Origin of the sequence: Shimwellia blattae DSM 4481 = NBRC 105725 (genome assembly GCF_000262305.1) — a bacterium.
Classification (GTDB): domain Bacteria; phylum Pseudomonadota; class Gammaproteobacteria; order Enterobacterales; family Enterobacteriaceae; genus Shimwellia; species Shimwellia blattae.
On sequence record NC_017910.1, the window covers coordinates 3,515,670 to 3,533,445 of the forward strand.

Below are 17,776 nucleotides of genomic sequence, written 5' to 3' on the forward strand. Positions count from 1 at the left end.
CCATGCAACAAGATAACGACCAGCGTCTGCGCTTTCGCGATGCCATGGCCAGCCTGTCGGCGGCGGTGAATATTGTCACCACCAGCGGGGACGCCGGGCAGTGCGGGATCACCGCCACCGCCGTGTGCTCCGTGACCGACACGCCCCCGTCGCTGATGGTGTGCATTAACGCCAACAGCGCCATGAACCCGGTATTCCAGGGCAACGGTAAGCTGTGCGTGAACGTGCTGAACCATGAGCAGGAGCTGATGGCGCGCCACTTCGCCGGTATGACCGGCATGGCGATGGAAGATCGCTTCAAAGGGGAACAGTGGCGCAGCGGCCCCCAGGGGCAGCCGGTACTGGCGGGATCACTGGCAAGCCTGGAGGGCGAAATCAGCCAGGTGCAGACGATCGGCACCCATCTGGTGTATCTGGTGGCGATTAAAAATATCGTCCTGAGTGACGAAGGCCACGGGCTTATCTACTTTAAGCGCCGCTTCCACCCGGTGATGATGGAAATGGCCGTCGCCTGACCAGCCACGCTCCCGCCGCACCGGCGGGAGCGTTATCCTCCACCTATACCCGGGTGCTCTCCAGCCCCAGCATTCCCCGGGCCTGAATAAAGCACAACAGCAGCGTGCCCCACAGGGCCATCGTCAGATACGGGCTCACCCCCAGCATATTGAAGCCGCTCTCAATGGTCTGGAGCAGAAACAGCGCCAGCACCATACCGATAATCCGCCCGCTGCCGCCGTCCGGGTTGACCCCGCCCAGCACCGCCGCCAGGATAGAGACCAGCAGGTAAGACTCCCCGTAAGAGGCTTTCGCCGAGTTCAGCTTCGACATCATCAGAAAGGCCGCCACCGCGCACAGCAGCGCCGAGAGGATATACACCAGGATCAGCACCCGCCGGGTGTTGATCCCCGAATAGAGGGTGGCCCGCTCATTGGCGCCAATCAGGTAAACCGCCCGCCCGAAGGGGGTCTTCTCCAGCACGATCCACAGCCCGGCGGCCACCAGCGCAAACAGCCACATGGGCAGCGGAATACCAAACCACTGGGCGCGATTAAGCCACAAGACCCACTCCGGGTAACTGGCGATGGCGCTCCCGCCGGTGACCAGAATATTGACGCCCCTGAGCAGGGTCATCATCCCCAGGGTGGCGAGAATGGGTGACACGCGGATCCCGGCTATCAGCACCCCGTTACACAGGCCGATAATCACCGCCGCCCCGCCACCGGCCAGTAGGGTCGCTACGGCGGTGCCCACCCCGGGCGGGTAGCTGGTCGCCACCCAGGCCATCACCAGCGAGCAGGCATTGGCCGTGGCGATAATCGACAGGTTAATGCCGCCACACAGCATGGACATCGCCATGGCAAGGGCGAGGATGCCAAGCACCGGCATCTGGGAGGCGATAGACTGAAAATTACTGGCCGACCAGAAAATCTGCGGCATCAGAATGCTGAACGCCACCACCACAAGCACCAGAAGTCCTATCAGGTAAAACTCAACGTTATTGCGCCATGCGTGTTTCATAATAAGCTCCGGTTCTGATGCTGGCTCCAGGCCGTGGCGCTGATACTGGTGACGATAACCACCCCGGTTATCAGGGTCTGCCAGTATGACGAGACCCCCAGCAGGTTCAGGCCATTTTGCAGCACCGCCAGCAGTATCACCCCCAGCAGCGTGCCGGTCAGCGTGCCGCGCCCGCCCACCAGGCTTGTGCCCCCCAGCACCACCGCTGCCAGCACGGTCAGCTCATAGCCTAAGAGTGAATCAGGTGCTACGGTCATCACCGTCCAGGACTGCACCACCCCCGCCGCCCCGGACATAAGCCCCATATAGCCATACACAAACAGCTGTAATTTCAGCACGCTAAAGCCAATACGGCTGGCAGATTCCCGGCTGCCCCCCAGGGCGTAGATCTGGCGCCCGATGGTGGTGGCGTTCATCAGCCACCCGGTAAGGCACACTACCGCCAGCATGGTGAGCAGCGGCAGCCCCAGCCCGTAGTCATAGCCTTCGGCGTCGGTATAGGTGAACAGCATCAGCCCGTGCTCAAACCAGGGCGGGAAGTCATACAGCCAGACCCCTTTACTGAACCACAGCAGCAGCCCGTAAAAAATATTCAGCGTAGAGATGGTGATAATGATGGCCGGCACCCGCAGGCGGTTAACCAGCAGGGCGTTAACCAGCCCCAGCAGCACGCCTATTCCCCCGGCCAGCAGGAAGGCCAGCGCAAAATTGCCGCCGATTTTTTGCAGCACCAGCACCATGCCGTACTGGGCAATAATCGTGGTCGCCGGGAAGGAGATATCAATACCGCCGGAAATCAGTACCACAAACAGGCCGCAGGCCAGAATGGTCAGCATGGCGTAGTTATTGGCCAGATCGTACAGGTTTCCAAAAGTGAGAAAGTCGCTGGTTTTCCAGGATAAAAACCCCACGATAATCACGATAAGCAGCGCCAGCCACAGCTCCTGGCGTTTCTTTAATTCAGCCACTGACCACCTCCGCAATCTGCTCCCGGGTGCTGGTGTCCGGCAGGAAGCTGTGCGTTATGCGCCCCTGCTGCATGACCAGAATGCGGTGGCTCTGATACCAGGCCTCGTCGATTTCATCGCAAATCATCAGCACCGCGATCCCGTGGCTCGCCAGCTCGCTGATGATGTGGTAAATCCCGGCTTTATTGGCGATATCCACCCCGACGGTCGGGCTGTCGAGGATCAGCAACTTCGGGGTGATAGCCAGCCAGCGGGCTATCGACACCCGCTGGGCATTCCCGCCGGAGAGGGTGTTTACCGGCAGCTGCACATCACCGGTTTTAATGCTCAGCGCCGTGACCAGGCGCGCCACCAGCTCGCCGCTTCGGGCGCGGCTTATCAGCCCGCCGGGGCCGGTCACCTTGCCAAATACCGTGCTGATAATGTTATTTTCAATGGACTGGGTCATGATCAGCCCGCGCGACATACGGTCTTCAGAGACATAGCCCACCCCGTGGCGGATGGCGTCCCGGTTACTGCGCAACGCAACCGGCTGACCATTGATCAGGATCTCGCCGCTGTCTGGCCGGGTCATACCAAACAGGCTCAGGCACAATTCGGTGCGCCCGGCCCCCAGCAGCCCGACAATCGACACCACCTCCCCGGCCTCGACCCGTAACGATACCTCCTGGTACTCCCCCGCCCGGCTCAGCTTGCGCACCTCCAGCACCGGGGTGCTCTGGCGGCTTTGCCACAGCTCGCGGACCTGGTAATCAAATTCCCGGCCCGTCATCAGAAATCCCAGCCGCCGGGTGGTTATCTCCGCCGCCGGCCAGGTGCCCACCAGCTGGCCGTCTTTCAGCACCGAGATGCGATCGGATACGGCCATTACCTCCTCCAGACGGTGGCTGACAAACACCACGCAGATACCCTTTTCGCGCAGCTGGCGCACAATATGCAGCAGCCCTTCCACCTCCTGATGGGTAAGTGATGCGGTGGGCTCATCCATAATAATCAGCCGGGCATCCTGGGCCAGCGCCCGGCAGATAGCCACCAGCTGGCAGCGGGCTATCGATAACTCCCCGACGCGCGCCTCCAGCGGCAGGCTGACATGAATACTCGCCATGGCCCGCTCTGCCACCTGGCGCAGCCGCTTTTTATTCACCAGCAGACCGTGGTGATAGTGGTTAATGGCGATATTCTCCCAGACGCTGAGATTGGCAAATAAAGAGAGATCCTGATAGATAACCTGGATCCCCGACGCCACAGACTGCGCGGGCGACAGGCGGCTATACTGCCTGCCCCCCAGGCGGATCTCCGCCCCCTCGTCGGGGCGGTACACCCCGGAAATGATTTTGATCAGGGTCGATTTCCCGCAGCCGTTCTGGCCGGCCAGGCAATGGACCTCGCCGGGCATAAAGGCCAGCGCGATATCGTCCAGCGCGCGGGTGGCGTGAAAGGTTTTACTGATGTGGTTAAGGGAAAGGAACGGTTCCATAGTATCCCCCTGGTGGCAGGACCGGGGCGGCTCCCGCCCCGGAACAGAATTAATACAGCGAGTCGATATTCTCTTTATTGACCAGTAACACTTTGTGGAAGCGGATAATCCGTTTGTCGGTGTCCACCTCCGCCGCGCCGAGGTTTTTCAGCTCAAACCCGGGTTTAATCTCCTGACCATTAAGCAGGGTGCTGGCAACCGCCGCCAGCGCATAGCCTGCGGTGGCCGGGTCATAGGTGATGCCTTCGGTAATGTCGCCGCTCTTAATTAATGATGCCGCCTGGGAGGGGATCATCATGCCGTACACCGCCACTTTCTTTTTGGCGCGTTTTTCTTTTATTGCGCGGCCTGCGCCAATCGGGCCATTAGAGCCGAAAGAGACGACCGCTTTTAAATCCGGGTAAGTTTTCATTAAATCCAGCGTGGTGCGCCGGGCATCATCCACACTTTCTGCCACCGGCATCCGCCGGGTGACTTCATGCATATCCGGGTAGTGTTCTTTCTGGTATTTCACCAGCAGATCGGCCCATAAATTATGCTGGGGAACGGTCAGGCTCCCCACATAAATCACATAGCCGCCTTTGCCGCCCATGCGCTTCGCCATATGCTCGACATATTCTGCGGCAAATTTCTGGTTATCAATAATTTCAATATCCCAGTTGGCGCTGGGCTGCCCGGGCGATTCATTGGTTAATACCACAATGCCCGCGTCGCGGGCTTTTTTAAACACCGGCTCCAGGACGTTAGCATCATTGGGGACAATGGTGATGGCATTGACTTTGCGGGCAATTAAATCCTCAATAATTTTCACTTGCTGGGGGGCATCGGTACTGGAGGGGCCAACCTGAGAGGCATTGATATTAAACTCTTTTCCTGCCTGTACAACCCCTTCACCCATCCGGTTAAACCATGGCATGCCGTCTACTTTGGAGATATTCACCAGGGTTTTCTGCTGCGCACAGAGCGGGGCGCTAATTAAGGCGCTGCCTAATAATAAAGAAGAGACAACATTTACCATCCAGCGTTTATTCATGATTTATAGCCTCACAGGTAGTCAGGATAAAAGACAAGAACGGGCGTAGAATATGTGCTTATAAATTATTCTTTATGGGCAGAGCCTAGTGTTCAGCGTAGCAAGATAAAAGCCAGAGCGCGGCTATAGATATGGATAAACGGACTGAAATTCTGGATTGTGATGCTATTCACAGTGGGGGGGGTATTAGCGCCCGGATATCACCATCCAATACGCCAGAAATAATATATCGCCGGTCAGTTTCATTTATCCCGCTTATCTCCGGCCATTGCCCGGTATTTTTCAGACAGTCGGTGAAATACCTCATCTGCCTCTTTACCCGGCCCGCTCTCCATTCCGGCCACCACATCCCGGCGCATAGCATCCAGCTTTAACTGTTGCTCCTTTTCTTCCAGCGCCCGCAGCCCTGCCCGAATCACCTCGCTGGCGTTGTTATAACGTCCGCTGGCAATCTGTTCCCGAATAAACACTTCAAAATAAGGACTTAGAGAAACACTGGTCGTCATTACCCGCTCCCGATGAGTTACTATCAGTTATTAACTGTTAGTATACTGCCTGATTCCCCGCCAGTGATCACCACCAGATTTACCCGATAACCGGCTTGTTGTCCTTTCCCTGTTGCTATTTTACGGCGCATTACGCAAAAACCGCCCCGGGGGGCGGTTTCGCGCGTCATACTGCGTGTCTGTCAGCCAAACAGTCTGGCCATCAGCTGTTGCAAAAATCCCCGGGACTGTTCCGGCTGGGCGCTGGCAACGGCGGCTTGTGTACCGGCCAGGGCTGCTAAGGCTGCCCGGGCGTTATCCCGTGCCGTCGCGGCCTGCTCGCCCATCGCCATCCCTTCAGCCAGGACAAATTCCACCCCGGTAATACCGATAAACCCGAGGAACTGTTCCAGATACGGGGTCACGATATCGCTGGCGCCACCGGCATGCATACCGCCACGGCTGCTGATAACAATCGCTTTTTTACCGGTGACCAGCCCTTCTGGCCCGGCGGAGGTGTAGCGGAACGTTTCACCGGCGCGGGCTATCAGGTCAAAATAGTTTTTCAGCTGGGTCGGGATATTAAAGTTATACATCGGTGCGGCAATCACGAGGGTATCGTGAGATTTCAGCTCAGCAATCAGCGCGTCGGAACGCTCGCGGATGCCTCGCTGGCGGTCGCTCAGCCCGGCGGTATCACCAAATGCCCCGAGCACTTCGCTGTCCAGTACCGGTAAGGGATCTTTTGCCAGATCACGCACTGTCAGCTTGTCCTGCGGGTGGTGGGTTTTCCACTGTTCTACCAGAAAATCTGTCAGCAAATTTGACTGAGAAGCACTACCAAGAATACTGGATTTCAATACTAATACGCTGGCCATATACCACCTCTGCCTTATGAATTCGGATGTTGTCAGCTCGCTGACCAATGAGAGAAATTCTAAAGGCGAAATGAGACCGGTAATAGCGAAATAGTTCGCGCGGTTATATCAAAAAATTTGACTAAAAAAAGGCAGGAAAATAGTGCGGGGAGGCAAGCTCCCCGGCGAAGATTACTGCTGTGGTGCTTCCTGTAGCGCCATGCGCAGGTGGCCCTTATGCTGCCCCAGCAGATCGTTGGCTGACCAGGCGTCCATCCCGGTGAGCACCATCAGAATGGCCGTTTTACACTGGTTGTTGCAGCTGGCCAGCGCTGCCTTCGCCACCGAACGGGAGCACTCCCCGGCGGCCATCACCACCGCAATCTGGCGCTCCTGGCTGTGGGTGTTCGCGGCATTCAGATCCACGCGCAAATTCCCGAATACCCGGCCGGTGCGGATAGCCAGCCCCGTGCTGAGCATGTTCAGGATCTGCTGCTGGGCAAGTGTTGCGCGGGGATCGCGAAAACCGGCCACCACCTCCGCCCCGGTGCGTGGCGTTATCAGAATATCCGCCAGCTGGGCCGCCTCGCTCCCGGGCTCCCGGGTGATGGCCGCCACCGTAGCCCCCTGTGCCCGGGCGTGGCGCATCGCCCCCCAGACCCAGGGGGTTTTCCCGTTAACGGTCAGCGCCACCAGCAGATCGCCATCATGAAAGCCGATGGCCTGCAACGCGCGGATCCCCGCGTCATAGTCCTGTGCCGCGCTGCTGTCTTCGTGGACCATCGCCTGGTGCCCACCGGCAATCAGCCCCAGCACCCGGTTGTCACCACCCGGCGCGTAATCGCAGGCGGTATGCATCGCCTGGCGCCCCGAGGCTCCCGCCCCCACCAGCACCACGCGCCCGCCCCGGCTCAGGGCCGCGGTCGCGTTATCGATCAGACGGGCGATTTCCGGCAGGCAGTCGTCAATAGCGGCGGTTAATACATGATCCTGCTGATGCAGTGCGCGCACCAGATCCCCGGTGGCTAAGCGATCAATCTGCGCCGTACTGGCATTACATCTCTCCATGGCTACACTTTTCAGCCCTGTGCTCATACCCACCTCCTTCGTATGGTTTATCCCTCCACTATAGCGACTTTACCCCCGGCGGCCTGCGAGTGCGGTCACGATTCACCAGCCGCCCGGCACGACGCCTGTGCCCGGGGCCCTGTTCAGATGGCTTTCACATTGGCGCGCCATCGGTGATAATCCCCGCTCCTTATGACTACCAGGGGGTGTCAATGCGCGCAATACCACAACGCCCGGGGGCCGGAAAACACCCGATGAAACTCAGCACCGCCGTCACACTGATGGTCTCCAGCGTCATCATGATTGTGCTGGCCGTGGTGTACACCCTCTATTTTATTCAGATAGGTAACGCCTCCCGGGACGGGCTGGAAGAGACGGCCCGGGCCATTGCCCGTACCCTGGCCAGCACCCCGGAAGTCGTTAACGGCCTGCAGTTGCCCCCCCGGGAAGACAACCGTATTCAGCCGCTGGTCAGCGAAGTGACCGCCCGCAATAATTTATTGTTTGTGGTGGTCACCGACATGCAAAAACAGCGCTATTCGCACCCCAACCCGGCGATGATTGGTAAACACTACATCGGGGACGATATTAACCCGGCCCTGAAAGGCAAAGAGAATGTCGCCATTAACCACGGGGTTCTGGGCCTGGCGCTGCGGATTTACACCCCGGTGTATAACGCGCAGCAGCAGCAAACGGGCGTGGTGGCCGTGGGGATCCCCCTCAGTATTGTCGATCAGCACATCAGCCAGAGCCGCTGGAGCATGTTCTGGACACTGCTGTTTAGCGCGCTGGTGGCGGCTTTCGGCATCCTGCTGCTGGTGCGCGCCCTGAAGCGTATTCTGTTTGGCCTGGAGCCTTATGAGATCTCCAGCCTGTTTGAGCAGCGCCAGGCGATGCTGCACTCCCTGAAAGAGGGGGTCATTGCCGTTGACGCCAGCGGGCGCATCACCATGATGAACCAGGCCGCCCGGCTCACCCTGCTGCTGCCCGGGGAGGTTACCGACCAGGAAGAGGACGACAGCACCGCCCCCCACGCCCCGCTGCTGGCCAGCCTGCGGGAAGTGCTGCACAGCGGCCAGCCCATTCAGGATCGCGAAGTGGCCTGCAATCGCCACCTGTTACTGTGCAACACCCTGCCGGTCCACAGTAAGGGCCAGCTTATCGGCGCTATCTGCACGTTTCGCGATAAAACCGAAATCAGCCTGCTGATGCAGCGCCTGGACGGGATGGTCAATTATGTGGATGCGCTGCGGGCGCACTCCCATGAGTTTATGAACAAGCTCCACGTGATCCTCGGGCTGCTGCATATGCGCAGCTACGACAAGCTGGAGGAGTATATTATCCAGACCGCCCATAATTATCAGACCGATATCGGGGCGATTCAGCATAAGATAAAATCCCCGGTGATTGCCGGTTTCCTGCTGGGGAAAATCACCCGCACCGAAGAGGCCGGGCATATTCTCACCCTGGCCGACGACTGTATGGTGCCGGATAACCCCAACCAGCAGCAGGTGACGGTGCTGATCACCGCCCTTGGCAATCTGATTGAGAACGCCCTGGACGCCATGGGCCAGCAGCCCGGAGGGGAGATCAGCCTGCTGCTGCACTATCAGGACGGCTGGCTGACCGGTGAAGTCAGCGATGACGGGCCGGGGATCGCCCCGGAAATTATTCAGACCATATTTGCAAAAGGGGTCTCCACCAAAGGAGAAAACCGGGGCGTGGGGTTGTTTTTAGCCCGTCAGCAGGTCGAAGGGCTGGGCGGCACCCTCAGTGTGGAATCCGAGCCGGGAGTTTTCACACAGTTTTTTGTACATATCCCCTGGGACAGTAAGAGGAAGGACAGATGATCAACGTACTCATTGTCGATGACGATGCCATGGTGGCAGAGCTCAACCGCTGCTATGTGGCGCGGATACCGGGGTTTAACTGCGCCGCCGTGGCCTCAACCCTGGCCCAGGCCAGCGCCATAATCCAGGATCCCGCCTGCACTATCGATCTGGTCTTGCTGGATGTCTATATGCAGCAGGAAAGCGGCCTGGATCTGCTGCCGGTGATCCGCGCCACCGGGCGGCCTGTCGACGTGATTATGATCTCTTCTGCCTCTGACCGGGCGACTATTCAGACCTCGCTGCACTACGGGGTGGTGGACTACCTGATTAAGCCGTTCCAGTTTCCGCGCTTTGAAGAGGCCCTGCTCAACTGGCGCAACCGCTATAACCAGATGGAAGCCCACTCTTACTACGAACAGGCGGATGTCGATAACCTGCTGCACAGCGGCCCCCCGGAAATAGCGGACACCCGCCGCCTGCCCAAAGGGCTGACCCAGCAAACCCTGCGCACTATCTGCCAGTGGATAGACGCCCACCCGGAACAGGCCTTCTCAACCGATGATCTGGCCAACGCGGTGGGTATCTCCCGGGTGTCGTGCCGTAAGTACCTTATCTGGCTGGCGCAGATCAATATTCTGTTCACCACCATCCACTACGGGGCCACCGGGCGCCCGGTCTACCACTACCGGCTCCAGGCCGACCAGGTGGGGCTGCTTAAGCAATACTGTCAGTAACCCGGAAGTTATCGTCCAGCAGGGTAAACTGAAACTGACGCCGGGATGAGCAGATAACCTGGTTATCCCGGGTGACGAAGATCGCCTCAAGATCCGGGCGCTGGCGCAGGGCCGCGCAGCCCTTCTCTACCCCGAAGCCGTATAGCAGCGTGGTCCAGATATCGCCGTCCAGGGAGTCCGGGGATATAACGGTCACGCTTTGCAGTTCGTTATCCAGCGGGTAGCCACTATGGGGGTCAAGAATATGGTGGTAGCGCCGGCCATGGCGTTCGAAGTAGCGCTCATAAATCCCCGAGGTCACCACGGATTTATCCGCCACGCGCAGGGTGCCTATCAGCGCATCCCGGGGGGCGAACGGCGTTTTAAGGCCCACAGACCAGCCGCCGCCCGGCGCCCCGAGGGTGTGAACATTGCCGCCCAGGTTAATCAGCCCGGCGCTTACCCCCTCGCGGCGTAAATAGTCGCGCACCCTATCGGCAATGTAGCCCTTGGCTATCGCCCCGAGGTCTATCTCCATGCCTTTGTCGGCCAGAAAGACGCTGCTGGCCGCGTCGTCGAGGATCACCCGCCCGGGCCGGGTCAGCGCCAGCAGGCGCTGGATCTCCGCCGCCGGGGGGACAGAATCACCGTGAAAGCCAATCTTCCAGCGCTTGACCAGCGGGCCAATGGCGAGGTTAAACGCGCTGCCCGGCAGCAGGCTGGCGGCTCTGGCGCAGCGGATCAGCTGATACACCGGCGGGCTGACCCTCACCGGGTGCAGCCCTGCGGCGCGGTTTATCGCCATCACCTCTGAGGGTTCGCGGTTAACGGTAAACAGATCTTCGTAGCGCTTAATCAGGCGAAATACCGCACCGGCCAGCGCCTCGTTGTGCTCAAACAGCCGCAACTGAATGGGGGAGCCCATCAACACCGCAGAATAGTTATATATACCGTCAGCACTGGCCACTGGCTTCTCCTTAAAAAAATGCCCCGGCGCAGGCCGGGGCATTGAGTATTATAAGCCGGATTTCGCCCGGCTGGCGGCCATATGTCCCGCCAGCGTACCGAAGATAATAATATCAGCCACCGCGTTACCGCCAATGCGGTTCCCCCCGTGGACCCCGCCGACCACTTCACCGGCGGCATAGGCGCCCGGGATGGCCTGCTTATCGGTATTGAGCACCTGCGTATCCGGGTTAATGGTCACCCCGCCCATGGTGTGGTGAACCCCCGGGGCAATGCGGATGGCGTAGAACGGCCCCTGGTTAATCGGGTTACGCAGGGCTGTGGTGCGGCCAAAATCACTGTCCTGCTGCTGTGCCACAAAGCCGTTATAGCGCTCAAGGGTTGCGCTGAGCTGGTGCTCATCCATGCCCAGTTGCGCCGCCAGTTCGCGCGGTGAGCTGGCGCTGGTCACCAGTCCCCGGGCAATGTACTCATCGGCGGCTTTGTTTTTCACCCGCACATGCTCATCAAACAGAATGTAGGCGTATTTTTCCGCCAGCCCGATAATCGCCGCAGAGACTTTATCGCGGGTCTCCATCTCATTAAAGAAGCGCGCCCCCTGCTGGTTAACCAGGATAGCGCCACCGCCACGGATAGATTCAGAAATCAGATAAGAGGTGCTCTGCTCCACTGTCGGGTGAATCTGAATTTCCCCCATATCCACCGTACCGGCCCCGATATCCTGTAGCAGTTTAATACCTCCGCCGGTGGCCCCTTTGTGGTTCGTGGTGACAAAACCTGCCAGGTCCGGGCGGTATTTCACGACCATGTCGCTGTTGGCGCTAAAGCCACCGGTAGCCACAATCACGCTGTGGGTCATGACGGTGAGGGTTTCGTTTTCGTCATTGACCAGGCGCACGCCGGTGACCGCGCCGTTTTCGGTGAGGATCCCGGTGACGGTGGTGTCCAGCATCACGTCGATGGCGCGCTTATTGATATTGCGCACCAGGCCACTAATCAGGTAGCCGCCCACGGCGGATCCGTCACGGGGGCGGTGGGTACGGTCAATACTCATGCCGCCGGTGGTGGTGATGTCATTCAGCATAATGCCGCGATCCGCCAGCCATTCGATGGCCTGGGGGGCATTTTCCACAAAGCGGTGCAGCAGCGCCGGGTTGTTTTTGTTTTTACCGCCTTTGAGGGTTTCCGCGTAGAACAGCGCTTTGCTGTCGTGGATACCTTTCACCCGCTGGAAGCGGGTTTCTGCCGCGTTCATCCCGGCGGAGGCTTTCACCGTGTTGCCGCCGATAGTCGGCATCTTTTCCACCACCAGCACGCTGGCCCCTTCATCATGGGCCTGAATGGCCGCCGCCAGGCCAGCGCCGCCGCTGCCGATAACCACCACGTCAACATGGCGAGGGCCGGTTTCCACCACGCCGGATTCCGCCGCCAGCGCTTTGCCGGATTTGGACATCGCTTTAGAGACCGCTTTTTTCACCGCCTCGCTCTGGCTGGTGGCGCCGGAGATGGCATCCACATGCGGTGTGTTGGCATCCAGAATGCGTGAGCGGATCTCTTCAAAACTGGTGACGAACTCCACGTCATCACTGCCGCCGGACACCAGTTCGATATCGGCAATATGGTCCGTTTCAAGGCTGACATTCACCACCAGTTCGCGGCTGTCATCCTGCACGGTTTCCTGAAAGACGCCGGGCTTGAACATGGAGTCGCTCATGCTCATGTCGCGGATCATCGCTTCCACAAGGAAGAAGCGCCATAACGGCAGCGGGATCTCCAGCGCTTCGCGCTGGGTGCTGTCAATGGACAGCTCCAGGTGTTCACCCCGGGCAATGCGATCGGTCCAGTCCGGGTAGGCGATACAGGCCCGGCCAACTGCCACCAGGTCGTAGCCGTTATCCATCGCCTGGTCGATATCAGACGCATTCACAATGCCGCCCACCCCGATAACCGGGATCTGCGCCAGATTTTCAGAGCGCCGGGCAATATATTTTTTAATCAGCGGGGTCGGGTCTTCGGTGTCGTTAATTGACGGGCGCAGCGCCGTTCCCAGGGAGAAGTGCAGGTAGTCCAGCCCGCGTTCGGCCAGTTTTTCCAGCAGGAACAGGGTGTCATCAAAGCGGATCCCCGGCACTTCCAGCTCTTCCGGGGAGAAACGGTAACCGATGATAAACGCATCGTCCGCGTACTGGCGCACCATTTTATGGGTGATATCCAGCACCGCCAGCGGGAAGCGGGCGCGGTTTTCGCGGCTGCCGCCCCATTCGTCGTCACGCTGGTTTGAATTGGGCGAGAAAAACTGCTGAATCAGGTAGGTATTGGCCCCGTGCAGCTCCACACCGTCAAACCCGGCCTGGATGGCGCGGCGTACCGCATCACCGAATTTACTGACCATGCCAGTGACTTCTTCGCCACTCAGGGCGCGCGGCGTGGCGGCACCGTCCCGGGGAGCTGCCAGGGCGCTGGGGGCCACGGTAGTACGGCCGCCGATAAGTTTCGGATCCACCATCCGCCCGCCGTGATAAATTTGCAGCAGGGCTTTAGAGCCACGCTCGTGGATCGCCGCGGCAATGCGCGCCAGCCCTTCTGTCTTGTCGTCGTTATCGATACCCAGCGCCCCGGGGAAGGCCGGGCCCAGATCATCAATAAAGCAGCACTCCACCACAATGGTGCCAATACTCCCGGCGCGGGCGCGGTAATATTCCACGACCTCATCGGTAACGCTGCCATCATAAAAACCCGTGCAGGTGGTCATAGGGGCCATAAACAGACGATTTTTCAGCTCAGTGCCATTGGGCAACGTAAAGGGGCTGAGTATGCGCTCGTTACTGCTCATAATATTGAACTCCAAACTTTAAAATTGAAATTTCTGAATTCTGGATCGGTGTTTTATTTTTGATTGTGGTTCTTCCCGAATTTGTATTTATAATATAGTTCTATTTTTAGTTACTAAAGTAATTACATTAGTTAAAAAACTATTTAAGTAGCCCAATAACATCCGTACCCATCCGGTGTTATTTATTTAAAATATTTATTTTACAAACCATAAAGTAAATATAACGATTCAATTACTTTCTGCCGGTTCAGGGGGGCGGGCAGGTTACCGGCACAGGGCGCGCCAGACGTGAGCTTCAGGGGCTACGCGGCGGCCCGGGGGCATAATATACGCCGGTACTCACTAAAGAGTACAGGATAAAAAATTCCACGCCAGCGAATATATTATTTCCCGCAGCGAAAAGCCATTAACCATTTAGGGTTAATTTTTTTATTTTCTTAAATAGCACCGGATGTGCTTTTTTGATCACGATCAAATGAATTACACTCCAGAAGCGCATTATATCAACATACAAAAAATTTTATTTAACGCACCGCGGATGCGTTAAATCGCTATTCACTAATTATCCAAAAGTCATTATTACGAAATTAAAATAAGTAATGTAACTAAAAAAAGTAATGACCGGATAATTACCCCGCCTGATGAATAAACCGGCGGGAGAGCAACAGAATCCTTAACTACTTAAGATATCAACTATGACTGATAAAACTGCAACCCCCGCCCCTGTGGGCAAGGCATCCGGCGGCAATGGCAAACGCCTGCTGATGCTGGCACTGCCGGTAATTGTTGCCGTGCTGCTGCTGTTTGTTCCTGTGCCTGCGGGCTTACCGCCCTACGCCTGGCACTATTTTGCAATCTTCGTGGGTGTGATTGTCGGGCTTATCTTTGAACCCCTGCCGGGGGCTGTTATCGGCCTTACCGGGGTGGTGGTGATAGCCCTGTGCAGCCACTGGCTGCTGTTCAGCCCGGAGCAGCTGGCAGATCCGAAATTTAAACTCGCCGGTCAGTCTTTTAAGTGGGCGGTGAGCGGTTTTGGCAACTCCACCGTGTGGCTTATCTTCGGCGCTTTTATGTTTGCCGCCGGTTACGATAAAACCCGCTTTGGCCGCCGCCTGGCGCTGATCCTGGTGAAATACCTGGGCCGCCGCAGCCTGACCCTGGGTTATGCCATCACCCTGGCGGACCTGCTGCTGGCGCCGTTTACCCCGTCTAACACCGCCCGCAGCGGCGGGACCATCTACCCGATCATTGCCAACTTACCGCCGCTGTACGGCTCTAAGCCTAACGATCCCAGCGCCCGTAAAATCGGCTCTTACCTGATGTGGGTTGCCATTACCGCCGCCTGTATCACCAGCTCCATGTTCCTTTCCGCCCTGGCCCCTAACCTGCTGGCCCTGGCGCTGGTGAAAAGCATCCTCGGGATCGATATCTCCTGGGGCACCTGGTTTATCGCCTTCCTGCCGCTGGGGGTGCTGTTGATCCTCGCCATGCCGCTGCTGGCTTACTGGCTCTACCCCCCGGAAGTCAAAGTGAACGACGAAGTGCCCCTGTGGGCGAGCCGTGAGCTGGAAAAACTGGGCAGACTGTCGCGTAATGAAATTCTGCTGCTGGTGTTCGTTTGTGCCGCGCTTGCGATGTGGATCTTTGCCGCCAGCTGGATTGAACCGGCGATGGCCGCACTGCTTATCATTGTGCTAATGCTGTGGACCGGCGTACTGCAGTGGAGCGATATCACCAGCAATAAAGCCGCCTGGAACACCTTTGTGTGGTTCGCCACCCTGGTGGCCCTGGCAGATGGCCTCTCCTCCACGGGCTTTATCGCCTGGCTGGGTAAAGAAGGCGGCACCCTGATGCAGGGGATCGCCCCGGGGACCGCAACCATCGTTCTGCTGCTGGCGTTCTACCTGCTGCACTATCTGTTTGCCAGCACCACGGCCCATACCACTGCGCTGCTGCCCGCTATGCTGACCATTGCCTCAACCATTCCGGGGATGAATATGGAAGTGTTTGTGCTGCTGATGGTCACCTCACTGGGCGTGATGGGGATTATCACCCCTTACGGCACCGGCCCGAGCCCGATTTATTACGGTAGCGGTTATCTGCCAACCAAAGATTACTGGCGTCTGGGGACTATCTTCGGCGCCCTCTTCCTGGCCGCGCTGCTGCTGATCGGCTATCCGTGGATGTCCATGATGTTCTGATTCACCGCCGCCGGGGTTATGCCCCGGCGGTTGTCATTTTAAAGCGGCCAGCGAAGCGGCCCACCGCCCTTCCCGATGCCTGATAACTGAGAAATCGCAATGTCGACAAAACCGTTTCACTATCAGAATCCGTTCCCCCTTTCCGGTGATGACACCGAATACTACCTGCTGAGCAAAGAGTATGTTTCCGTCAGCGAGTTTGACGGCCAGCCGGTGCTGAAAGTTGAACCCGAAGCCCTGACCTTACTGGCTCAGCGCGCCTTCCACGACGCAGCCTTTATGCTGCGCCCGGCCCACCAGCAGCAGGTTGCCGCCATCCTGACCGATCCGCAAGCCAGCGAAAACGACAAATACGTTGCCCTGCAGTTCCTGCGTAATTCTGACATTGCCGCCAAAGGCGTGCTGCCCACCTGCCAGGACACCGGTACGGCGATTATTGTGGGTAAAAAAGGCCAGAACGTCTGGACCGGCGGCCAGGACGAAGCGGCCCTGGCCCGGGGGGTGTATAACACCTATACGGAAGATAACCTGCGCTACTCCCAGAACGCGGCGCTGGATATGTACAACGAAGTCAACACCGGGACCAACTTACCGGCCCAGATAGACCTGTACAGCGTGGACGGTGACGAATACAAATTCCTCTGCGTGGCGAAAGGCGGCGGCTCCGCCAATAAAACCTATCTGTATCAGGAAACCAAAGCCCTGCTGGCCCCGGGCAAGCTGAAAAACTACCTGGTGGAAAAAATGCGTACCCTGGGGACAGCCGCCTGCCCGCCGTACCATATTGCGTTTGTTATTGGCGGGACATCTGCTGAAACCAACCTCAAAACCGTGAAACTGGCCTCTGCCCACTATTACGATAACCTGCCCACCTCCGGTAACGAGCATGGTCAGGCGTTCCGCGATGTGCAGCTGGAGCAGGAGCTGATGGAAGAGGCCCGTAATCTGGGGCTGGGGGCGCAGTTTGGCGGCAAATATTTTGCCCACGATATCCGGGTGATCCGCCTGCCGCGCCACGGAGCATCCTGCCCGGTGGGGATGGGGGTCTCCTGCTCGGCGGACCGCAACATCAAGGCGAAAATTAACCGCGACGGTATCTGGATTGAAAAACTGGAAGCCAACCCGGGGCGCCTGATCCCCGAAGCACTGCGCCAGAGCGGTGAAGGCGATGGGGTCAGCATCAACCTCAACCAGCCGATGGATGCCATCCTCGCGCAGTTGTCCGCCTTCCCGGTCTCTACCCGCCTCTCCCTGAACGGCACCATTATTGTTGCCCGTGATATTGCCCACGCCAAACTTAAGGCGCTGATTGATAACGGCGAAGAGCTGCCCCAGTACGTGAAAGATCACCCCATCTACTACGCGGGCCCGGCCAAAACCCCGGAAGGTTATGCCTCCGGCTCGTTAGGCCCGACCACCGCAGGCCGTATGGACTCTTACGTGGATCTGCTGCAGTCCCACGGGGCCAGCAAAATCATGCTCGCCAAAGGTAACCGCAGCCAGCAGGTGACAGACGCCTGCCAGAAACACGGCGGGTTTTACCTCGGCAGTATTGGCGGCCCGGCCGCGGTGCTGGCGCAGCAGAGCATTAAGCGCCTGGAGTGTGTGGCCTACCCGGAACTGGGGATGGAAGCCATCTGGAAAATTGAAGTGGAAAACTTCCCGGCGTTTATCCTGGTAGACGACAAAGGCAACGACTTCTTTAAACAAATCCAGAATAATCAGTGCGCGGGCTGTACCCAACGCTAAGCTGATCCCACACCGGGGGCCCACGGCCCCCGGTACTGCCCGCCTTTTCCTGCCCCTCTCCCCGGAGTTTGACTAT

At 58.2% G+C, this 17,776-nt stretch carries 14 protein-coding genes; 5 read left to right on the forward strand and 9 right to left on the reverse strand.

The window, feature by feature from the left end:
- Window positions 1–2: 2 nt before the first annotated feature.
- On the forward strand, window positions 3–515 hold the full coding sequence (locus tag EBL_RS16485) for a 4-hydroxyphenylacetate 3-monooxygenase reductase subunit (RefSeq protein ID WP_002444095.1): 513 nt from the start codon (window positions 3–5) through the stop codon (window positions 513–515).
- 43 nt (window positions 516–558) lie between these two features.
- Here the strand turns inward: EBL_RS16485 and EBL_RS16490 are convergent, their stop codons facing one another.
- The 7 genes from EBL_RS16490 to EBL_RS16520 form a co-directional block, all read right to left on the reverse strand.
- A complete protein-coding gene (locus EBL_RS16490) occupies window positions 559–1,518 on the reverse strand; it encodes an ABC transporter permease (protein WP_002444096.1) in 960 nt (319 codons plus the stop codon).
- On the reverse strand, window positions 1,515–2,486 hold the full coding sequence (locus EBL_RS16495) for an ABC transporter permease (protein ID WP_002444097.1): 972 nt from the start codon (window positions 2,484–2,486) through the stop codon (window positions 1,515–1,517). The genes EBL_RS16490 and EBL_RS16495 overlap by 4 nt, the downstream gene beginning before the upstream one ends.
- Window positions 2,479–3,963, reverse strand: coding sequence for a sugar ABC transporter ATP-binding protein (locus EBL_RS16500; RefSeq protein WP_002444098.1), 1,485 nt, complete (start codon window positions 3,961–3,963; stop codon window positions 2,479–2,481). Before EBL_RS16500 ends, EBL_RS16495 begins: the two co-directional genes overlap by 8 nt.
- A 49-nt stretch (window positions 3,964–4,012) precedes the next feature.
- Complete coding sequence (locus EBL_RS16505) at window positions 4,013–4,996, reverse strand: autoinducer 2 ABC transporter substrate-binding protein (protein WP_002444099.1); 984 nt, start codon at window positions 4,994–4,996, stop codon at window positions 4,013–4,015.
- Between the two features lie 242 nt (window positions 4,997–5,238).
- A complete protein-coding gene (locus EBL_RS16510) occupies window positions 5,239–5,502 on the reverse strand; it encodes a type II toxin-antitoxin system ParD family antitoxin (RefSeq protein WP_002444100.1) in 264 nt (87 codons plus the stop codon).
- A 182-nt stretch (window positions 5,503–5,684) separates the two neighbouring features.
- The gene (locus tag EBL_RS16515) at window positions 5,685–6,359 is read right to left on the reverse strand and encodes an FMN-dependent NADH-azoreductase (RefSeq protein WP_002444101.1); all 675 of its coding nucleotides are present in this window, start codon (window positions 6,357–6,359) and stop codon (window positions 5,685–5,687) included.
- 171 nt (window positions 6,360–6,530) lie between these two features.
- Window positions 6,531–7,433 carry an N-acetylmuramic acid 6-phosphate etherase gene (locus EBL_RS16520; protein ID WP_002444102.1) on the reverse strand — a complete coding sequence of 301 codons (903 nt, stop codon included), beginning with the start codon at window positions 7,431–7,433 and terminating at the stop codon, window positions 6,531–6,533.
- A 185-nt stretch (window positions 7,434–7,618) separates the two neighbouring features.
- Here EBL_RS16520 and EBL_RS16525 point away from each other — a divergent pair, with 185 nt between their 5' ends.
- On the forward strand, window positions 7,619–9,256 hold the full coding sequence (locus EBL_RS16525; protein WP_002444103.1) for a sensor histidine kinase: 1,638 nt from the start codon (window positions 7,619–7,621) through the stop codon (window positions 9,254–9,256).
- Window positions 9,253–9,972: a two-component system response regulator DcuR gene (gene dcuR / locus EBL_RS16530; RefSeq protein ID WP_002444104.1), complete on the forward strand. Its 720-nt coding sequence runs from the start codon at window positions 9,253–9,255 to the stop codon at window positions 9,970–9,972. The genes EBL_RS16525 and dcuR overlap by 4 nt, the downstream gene beginning before the upstream one ends.
- Here dcuR and EBL_RS16535 read toward each other — a convergent pair.
- Both EBL_RS16535 and EBL_RS16540 read right to left on the reverse strand, forming a co-directional pair.
- Window positions 9,953–10,876, reverse strand: a complete 924-nt coding sequence (locus EBL_RS16535) for an FAD:protein FMN transferase (protein ID WP_373278483.1) — start codon at window positions 10,874–10,876, stop codon at window positions 9,953–9,955. The genes dcuR and EBL_RS16535 overlap by 20 nt on opposite strands.
- A gap of 90 nt (window positions 10,877–10,966) precedes the next feature.
- A complete protein-coding gene (locus EBL_RS16540; protein ID WP_002444106.1) occupies window positions 10,967–13,750 on the reverse strand; it encodes a flavocytochrome c in 2,784 nt (927 codons plus the stop codon).
- A 695-nt stretch (window positions 13,751–14,445) separates the two neighbouring features.
- Between EBL_RS16540 and EBL_RS16545 the strand changes: the two genes are divergently transcribed.
- On the forward strand, window positions 14,446–15,951 hold the full coding sequence (locus EBL_RS16545; RefSeq protein ID WP_002444107.1) for an anion permease: 1,506 nt from the start codon (window positions 14,446–14,448) through the stop codon (window positions 15,949–15,951).
- Window positions 15,952–16,050: 99 nt separating this feature from the next.
- Window positions 16,051–17,700, forward strand: coding sequence for a class I fumarate hydratase FumA (gene fumA / locus EBL_RS16550; protein WP_002444108.1), 1,650 nt, complete (start codon window positions 16,051–16,053; stop codon window positions 17,698–17,700).
- The last annotated feature ends 76 nt before the right edge of the window (window positions 17,701–17,776 follow it).